We start from the raw sequence: 7,746 nt of genomic DNA, 5'->3' as shown, positions 1-7,746 counted from the left end.
TAATTAGTAGTTTAGTAGTTTAGAAAAGGCTTAAAAAATGACAGTAATCAACACGTCTGTGAATCAAAAAATTTTGTTATTCTTTTAGCAAAATTTTATTAGTTATTCTATTATTTCCTTTTGTTTATTTTTATTCAAAAAAATATCAAAAACAATTTTTAGAATTTTGCTTTTCTTATCAAAAAGAAGGTAAATTTAAAATAAATAACGAACAAACAGTTGATATTAATAGTTTTAATTATCATCAATATGATTGTCAAATTAAAGATCTTAATAAATATGGCTATCCAATTGATTGAAAAAAAGAAAATTATCAAGAATTTACCATTAAAAATGATAATAATCAAAACATTAGTTGTCTAACTGTCATTCAAAAAAAGAAAAGTGATAAATGAGTTATTGGCTTTCATGGTTGAACAGAAAATAAATATTTAGCATTAAGATTAGTGTCATGATTTTATGAAGAAGGATACAATATTTTAACTTTTGATAGTGTTGCTCACGGTAAAACTTATGGCCAATATAGTGACATTGGTCTTACTTGTGCTGAAAATATTAATTGTTTAATTAATTGAATAAAAGATAATTATCAAGTTAGCAGTATTGGTTTAATTGGTAATAGTATGGGTGCATCAACAATTAATTATTACTTATTTAAATATAAAGTAACCAATTTAATTAACTGGGCAATTACTGATTGTGGATTCTCTAATCTACTTGTTCAATTTCGTTACGTCATGCAATACCGTTATAAAAAACCTTGATGATTAATTAGTAATGGTTTAGCCAAAAGATATCAAAAATTTACAAATACAAATATTTTAGAATATGATTTATTAAAAAAAAGCAAAACAGGTTTTCAAGTTCCTACTTTATTAATTCACGGTAAAAAAGATAATTTTGTCCCATTTTTCATGGCTAATGTCATTCATAATTATCAAGTTAAACTCCATTATAAAAATTATGATTATTTATTTTTGGAAAATATTGGTCATATTGAAACCTTACCAAATGCTTATCAAACTTACATTAATAAAATAAAAAATTTTATCAATACATACGAAATAAAAAAATAGAGATAGGAAAAAGACATGAAATTAAAAAAGAAGTATTCGTTTTGAGTAATATTAATGATGGCAATTTCTGCCACAGTTGGATCATCAGTACTAATTTCATTTGGACAAGTAGCGTTTCAAAGTGGATTTAATCCGATTTTAATGATATGTGCCTGAATTTTAGGCGGTATTTTAATTTTGCCAGAAATGTTATTACTAGCAGAAACTGCTATTTCTTTTCCAGGAAATGGAAGTGCTTATTATTGATTAAAAAAAGCAAATTGAATGGCTTGTTCGTTTTGATTGGGATGGATTTTAGTTTTAATGGTTAGTGCTACTGCCGTTGCTTCTGCTACTTTAGCATTAGGTAATATTATTGGTACTTTAGCTCATATTACTAACCAATGGTTGATAAAATTATTTGGAATTTTAATTTTATTTGCATTAGATATAGTCCAAATATTTATTAAAAATAGTTCTGGAAAAACACAAATTATTTTTACAATTTTAAAAGGATTACCAATTACTTTTGTTTTATTTATTGCTATGATTTATGGCAATACAGATAGCTTTAATAGTGAAATAGTTCAAAAAGATTTATCAAAAATTTTTCTTGCAACTTATGTTTTATTATCAGCAACAACAATGACACTATTTGCCTATTCAGGAATTGAAGCAATAACTTATGTTACTGAAGAAGTAGAAAATCCAAGAAAAAATGTACTTTGAGCTTTAATTGTTGCAACAGGACTAATTATCTTTTTATATTTAATACTATTAATTGCTTTGTTAACTATTAATGAACCACTTTCATGATTAGATAAAAATAAAGAATTTAGTAACGTTTGATATTATGCTATTATCAATAATCCTAATATTCCTCGTGTTTTAGCTTATATTTTTTCAGGACTAGCAATTTTATTATTTGTTGGTTCACTAAATGCATTTCTACTTTATCAATCACGTTTAATTTTTAAAATGAGTGAAGAAAAAGATTTGTTTAAATTTTTTCAAAAAACAACTAAAAGAACTAATATGCCATGAGCTGCTATGTTACTATTAATATTTGCTGCTTTAATTTATATTTTATGAAATCAATTGTATGAAGTAACTAATTACTTTATTATTGCTATTAGTTTTTTAAAATTAATTGTTAATTCAGTCATTATCTTTTTAAGGCGCAAACATCCAGACTACCAAAAGATTTTTAATAATTTTTCATTTTACTTTTTCATTATTATTGGTTATTTAGGAGCAATAATTGCTATTGTTGGATCATTTTTAGCAATGTATTATTATGGTACACAAAATAATAATATGTGAGCATTATGAAATTCACTAATCGGACTTCTCCCCACATGTACTTGTGGGGAGAAGTCCGTAAAAAATTTTTAATATGAGCACCATAAAGATAATTAACAATATTCTTATTTTTATTAACAACACGATGACAAGGAACAATAATTGCTAATGGATTTTTACTTAAAGCTGAACCCACTGCCCTACTTGCTTTTGGATAACCTATCTTTTGTGCTAATTCTTGATAAGTTAAAGTTGTCCCAAATTGAATAGTACAAGTTTTACTCCATACTAATTCTTGAAAAGGAGTTCCTTTTAAAGCTATTGGTAAGTTAAAATCACTTAATTTTTTATCAAAATACATTGCTAGTTGTTTTAAGCAATTAACTACCACTATATTACTACTATCCTTAGCAACTTGACGAGTATTAACAAAACTAACTTTTACTACTTGTTCTGCAACTACTATGATTTCAATTAAACCTATTTTAGTAGTTAAATAACCATATTTTTTCATATTTTTTATTACCCCTTTATTTTATTTAAACTATTACTTTCTTTTACAAGTTCTTGTAATATTTTATTATCAAAATTTTGTTTTAACAAATCTGAATTTTCAACAATCTTTTCAATAGATCAATCTCACCATTTTATATTTTGTAATTTTTGAACTATTTTTTTAGAAAAACGATATTTTATAATTTTAGCGGGATTACCACCAACAATAGCATAAGGAGGCACATTTTTTGTAACTACACTTTTAGCTGCAATTACTGCCCCATTACCAATAGTTACCCCTCTTAAGATTGTCACATCATGACCAATTCAAACATCATTTTCTATCACTGTTGGTGATTTAATCGGAAATTTATCTAATTTATCTTTTTCTGTAACTTCTGATAAATTTAATGATTTATAAAATAATGGTAAAGGAAATGTTGAAACTGCACAATAATTATGATTGCCACCATTCATTATAAATAAAACACCTTGTGCAATTGAACAAAATTTACCAATAATTAATTCATCATCTATCATATTTGGAAAATGATAAATTATATTTTTATTTTCAAAATCAATAGCTGCTTGCTCACCATTAAAATCATGATAATAAGTATAATCACCAATAAAAATTTTAGGTTTAGTAATATAATTTTTTATTAAAAATATTGTTGGTATATGAGGATTAATTTTAGTATTTGGACTTATCAAAATACCTTTTTGTATTTTATCGATCAACTTATTTTACTCCTTTATTTTTCACTTTCAATATTCAAAATTAAATCACGAAGTGAAGCTGCCTTTTCAAAATTTAAATCTTTAGCTGCTTGTAACATTTCAACTCTTAAATCAGCAATTATCTTTGTTTTAGCAGCTATTTTTGTTTTACCTTTACTTGAATTTAAAATTTTTAAATCAACATCTAATTCTCTAGTACTTACGATTTCACTCAACGGTTTTTTAACAGTAACTGGTACTATATTATGTTTTTTATTATAAGCAAGTTGAATTTCTCTTCTTCTTTGCGTTTCTTCAATTGCTTGTGTCATTGCCTCTGTCTTAATATCTCCATATAGTATAACATGACCATTAACATTTCGTGCTGCACGACCAATAGTTTGGATTAATGATTTAGTATTACGTAAAAAACCAGATTTATCAGCATCCAAAATACAGATTAATGACACTTCTGGTACGTCTAATCCTTCGCGTAATAAATTAATACCAACAATAACATCAAAAACACCTTTTCTTAAATCTAACAAAACTTTAGTACGTTCTAATGTTTTTAATTCATTATGAATATAAGCAACTTTAATTTTTTGTTCTTGTAAAAAATTTGATAATTCTTCTGCCATTCTAATTGTTAAAGTAGTAATAAATACTCTTTCATTATTTTTTGTTCGTAATTTTATTTGATTAATAATATCTTCCATTTGATTTTTAGTTGGTTTAATTTCAATTGTTGGATCTAATAAACCCGTGGGACGAATAATTTGTTGAACTGGTACATTAAAGGGTTCAACTTCATTTTTAATTAAAGATAATTCATAATCAGCAGGAGTTGCTGAAGTATAAATAACTTGCTTTAACTTATTAGAAAATTCATTAAAATTTAAAGGACGATTATCCAAAGCACTAGGTAAACGAAAGCCATATTTTACTAATGTTTCTTTTCTGCTACGATCAGTATTATACATTCCTCTAATTTGCGGTAATGTCATATGAGATTCATCAATAATTGTTAAAAAATCATCTGGAAAAAAATCAATTAAAGTATATGGTGCTGAACCCACTTCTCTATTTTCTAAATGACGAGAATAGTTTTCAATACCACTACAAATACCAAATTCTTTTAAGGACTCTAGATCGTGTTCTGTTCTTTGTTCTAATCTTTGCGCTTCTACTAACATATTATTTTTTCTTAGTTGTGCTAATGTTATTTTTAACTCTTCAGTAATTTTAATAACTGCCTGATCAACACGACTTTTACTAGTAATATAATTTTGCGCAGGAAAAATTGTAATAAAGGGAAAACGTTCTAAAACATTAGCGCCTAATGTATCAATACGTGCTATTTCTTCAATTTCATCACCAAATAAACTAATTCTTAAATAAAATTGATCATTTCAAGATGGAGCTAACTTTATTAAATCACCTTTTGCACTAAAACTACCCGGTTCTAATGTAATATCATTACGTACATATCCATTTTTAATTAGTCTTAATAATAAATCTTTTCTATTAATTTTTTGTCCTTTTCTCAATTCAAAAAAGTTATCTTTATATGCTGTTGGTTCTTGTTCACCATAAATTGCTGCTACTGATGCTACAACAATAACATCTTTACTAATAGATAAACCATTTAAAGCACTTAATCTTAACATTTCAATTTCTTGATTTTGTTTAGAATTTTTATCAATATAAGTATCGGTTTTTGGTAAATATGCCTCGGGTTGATAAAAATCAAAATATGAGACAAAATATTCAACGCGATTTTCAGGAAAAAAAGTTTTCAATTCTCCATATAATTGCATAGCTAATGTTTTATTATGTACTAAAATTAAAGTTGGTTTTTGCACTTGCACAATAACATTGGCCATTGTAAAAGTTTTACCCGTACCAGTGGCTCCTAATAATACTTGGTATTTAATATTATTTTTAATAGCTACTACTAATTTTCTAATTGCTTCAGGTTGATCACCTGTTGGTTTATAAGGCGCTTTTAATTTAAACATAACTTTATATTCCTTTAAAACATTCTATATACAATACCATATTATTTTAAATAAAATAATAATAAAACTTTTATATAATTAAAATTATTATAAAACAATATAAATACTATACTTATTTTTTGATTTTTATAAGTATAAAAAATTATAATAAATTTCTTAAAAAATTTAAAGTTTAGTTATCAAATAAATCCAATGTTTAAAATTGACTTATTATCGTTTATATTTTATTTTACTTAGAATATAGTAAAATTTTAAACAGATAATTAAAATAATTTTTATATAAAGTAAAAAAAACTAAAAAGGAGGAATGATTATGAAAACACTATTAACAGCAGTAAGTCTTTTAACAGTTTCATCATCAATTGGAAACTTAAATTCTATTTTAAACACCGAAATTAAAACTACAAATATTTCAAAAAATGAACCAATAAAATATGATGGAAAAGATGAAATTTGTACTGTCTGAAAAGAAAATTAAAAAAGTCCTGCAACATTAGTGTATATAAAAAGTAATACTTTAGATAGTTGATTTAAACTTTTTTCTTTAAATGACCTTGAAAAATTAAGAGAAAAAATATACTACGATACCATAAAATTTCCTTATCAAGGAAATAATTGACCAAAACCTAATATATATAAATTATCAAAAATGTTAATGAATGTTCTTAATTATTTAACTAGTATACGTGGATACAATACATACGGAGTTGAACTATGTTACTATTTTGGAAGTTTGTTTAGTAAAAAGCCACAATTTTCACCAAATACTCACGATAAAAATATAATAGAAAAATATTATAAATTTTTATGACATGATACTTTAAAAATTGCATTAAGTCGATATGAATGACAAAAAATTTTAAATACTAATAAAAATATAACTGAAATTTTTAATATTATTTCTAGATTTCCCGAATGAGATGCAAGTGGTTGAAAAGGTTATATTTCAAACGAAGATTTATATACTTTATCTGAAAAAATTATTGAGAATTTTAATCAATTAAAAACTAAATTCGAAAATAGTAATACAGGATGAAAAGTAGTAACTAACACTACTGGCTCATGAACAGAACTTGAACAAGAATAAAATATACTTACAAAAAAAATAATAAGAAAGAGAGAAAAAATATAATGTTTAAAAAATTTAAAGAAATTTTCAAAAAGAAAAAATGACATTGTGATTATTGTAAAGAAAATTATCCTCTACTTTGTCCAATTAAAGGATTAGAAAAAGATGGAGAAGATTTTGAAAAAAAACCAAAAGATTAATTTTATACTTTAAATAAAAATAGGCAAATGCCTATTTTTATTTTTTTCTGTTTATAAATTGATATAAATTAATAAATTCTTTACTAATTTCAATCATCATTTGTGTTGTTAACAAATGATCTTCAGAATGCATAAACAACACTGAAAAAGATAATTGATAACCTTTACCTTCTTCAACAATGACGCTCATATGTGATTGCAAAGCTTTAGTAATATTATCATTTGCTTCATCAATCATTTTTAATGCTGTTTCAAATTGTCCTTCCTTAGCGAGAGTAATTGCTTCTATTGCTAAAGATTTTGCTTTTCCGGCAGAAGAAATTATTTCAAGTGAAATTTTTTCAAAATCAATATTATTACTTTTCTCTTTTTCTTTAATGCTCATAGTATTATTTTTTAATTTCTAACAAACTCATTGCTAATTCTAACGTTTCTTTACCTTGAACCATCGCATAAACTGCTGCTGGAATAACATTAAGAGCAGCATTTCCAATAATATTAGTAAAATCATTTTTCATATAACTTACTTGTGGTCCTAATAAAACAACATCCCATTTTTCACCTTTAGCAAAAGATGCTTTCGCTTCAGTAGCACCTAATGCTTTCACTTCATAATCTAAATTTAACTCTTTAATATATTCTTTCATATTTGCTTCTAGTCTTAAAGTGCTCATACCAGCTGAACACGTAAGTAATATCTTTATCATCTATTTTCCTCCTAATAAACAAAAATCAAATATACATAACTAAGAATATTATACATTGATATTTTTAAATTTGAATTTTAATGGTTATAAAAAAATATAACTTTTAACTAAAGATTAAAAAATATATTACTAATATATATTGTAACTTTGATTACTATTGTGTAAAATTCATAATAC

Annotated in this window: 9 protein-coding genes and 1 pseudogene; 5 read left to right on the top strand and 5 right to left on the bottom strand. The window is 24.7% G+C overall.

Annotated elements, in window-relative coordinates; genetic code table 4:
- Positions 1-446: 446 nt before the first annotated feature.
- Positions 447-1,076 carry an alpha/beta hydrolase gene (locus M0D11_RS04530; protein ID WP_252320494.1) on the top strand — a complete coding sequence of 210 codons (630 nt, stop codon included), beginning with the start codon at positions 447-449 and terminating at the stop codon, positions 1,074-1,076.
- Between the two features lie 15 nt (positions 1,077-1,091).
- Positions 1,092-2,450: an APC family permease gene (locus M0D11_RS04525; RefSeq protein ID WP_252320492.1), complete on the top strand. Its 1,359-nt coding sequence runs from the start codon at positions 1,092-1,094 to the stop codon at positions 2,448-2,450.
- A 46-nt stretch (positions 2,451-2,496) separates the two neighbouring features.
- On the opposite strand, the pseudogene M0D11_RS07550 reads toward M0D11_RS04525, so the two are convergent.
- The 3 genes and pseudogenes from M0D11_RS07550 to uvrB all read right to left on the bottom strand — a co-directional run.
- A pseudogene (locus tag M0D11_RS07550) lies at positions 2,497-2,871 on the bottom strand (methylated-DNA--[protein]-cysteine S-methyltransferase); the annotation flags it as partial.
- Positions 2,872-2,879: 8 nt separating this feature from the next.
- Entirely contained in the window at positions 2,880-3,590 is a 711-nt protein-coding gene (locus M0D11_RS07035) for a CatB-related O-acetyltransferase (protein WP_438811370.1), read from the bottom strand.
- Between the two features lie 17 nt (positions 3,591-3,607).
- Positions 3,608-5,593, bottom strand: a complete 1,986-nt coding sequence (uvrB, locus tag M0D11_RS04510; RefSeq protein ID WP_252320487.1) for an excinuclease ABC subunit UvrB — start codon at positions 5,591-5,593, stop codon at positions 3,608-3,610.
- Positions 5,594-5,906: 313 nt separating this feature from the next.
- Here uvrB and M0D11_RS04505 point away from each other — a divergent pair, with 313 nt between their 5' ends.
- From M0D11_RS04505 to M0D11_RS04495, 3 genes are read left to right on the top strand one after another with little or no spacing between them, the layout of a single operon-like run.
- Positions 5,907-6,071 (top strand): hypothetical protein, encoded by a 165-nt coding sequence (locus M0D11_RS04505; RefSeq protein WP_252320485.1) that lies wholly within the window; start codon positions 5,907-5,909, stop codon positions 6,069-6,071.
- An 18-nt stretch (positions 6,072-6,089) separates the two neighbouring features.
- Positions 6,090-6,680, top strand: a complete 591-nt coding sequence (locus tag M0D11_RS04500; protein WP_252320483.1) for a hypothetical protein — start codon at positions 6,090-6,092, stop codon at positions 6,678-6,680.
- A 44-nt stretch (positions 6,681-6,724) separates the two neighbouring features.
- Positions 6,725-6,862 carry a hypothetical protein gene (locus M0D11_RS04495; RefSeq protein WP_252320481.1) on the top strand — a complete coding sequence of 46 codons (138 nt, stop codon included), beginning with the start codon at positions 6,725-6,727 and terminating at the stop codon, positions 6,860-6,862.
- A 37-nt stretch (positions 6,863-6,899) separates the two neighbouring features.
- On the opposite strand, the gene M0D11_RS04490 is transcribed toward M0D11_RS04495, so the two are convergent.
- Together M0D11_RS04490 and M0D11_RS04485 are read right to left on the bottom strand one after the other, a co-directional pair.
- Entirely contained in the window at positions 6,900-7,247 is a 348-nt protein-coding gene (locus M0D11_RS04490; protein WP_252320479.1) for a PTS sugar transporter subunit IIA, read from the bottom strand.
- Positions 7,248-7,251: 4 nt separating this feature from the next.
- A complete protein-coding gene (locus M0D11_RS04485) occupies positions 7,252-7,569 on the bottom strand; it encodes a PTS sugar transporter subunit IIB (protein ID WP_252320477.1) in 318 nt (105 codons plus the stop codon).
- Positions 7,570-7,746 lie beyond the last annotated feature (177 nt).

Origin of the sequence: Spiroplasma endosymbiont of Lariophagus distinguendus, assembly GCF_023846195.1 — a bacterium.
In the GTDB taxonomy this organism is placed as follows: domain Bacteria; phylum Bacillota_I; class Bacilli_A; order Mycoplasmatales; family VBWQ01; genus Spiroplasma_E.
Note: the sequence above shows the minus strand (reverse complement) of the source record. Positions and strands in the feature narration are given on the sequence as shown.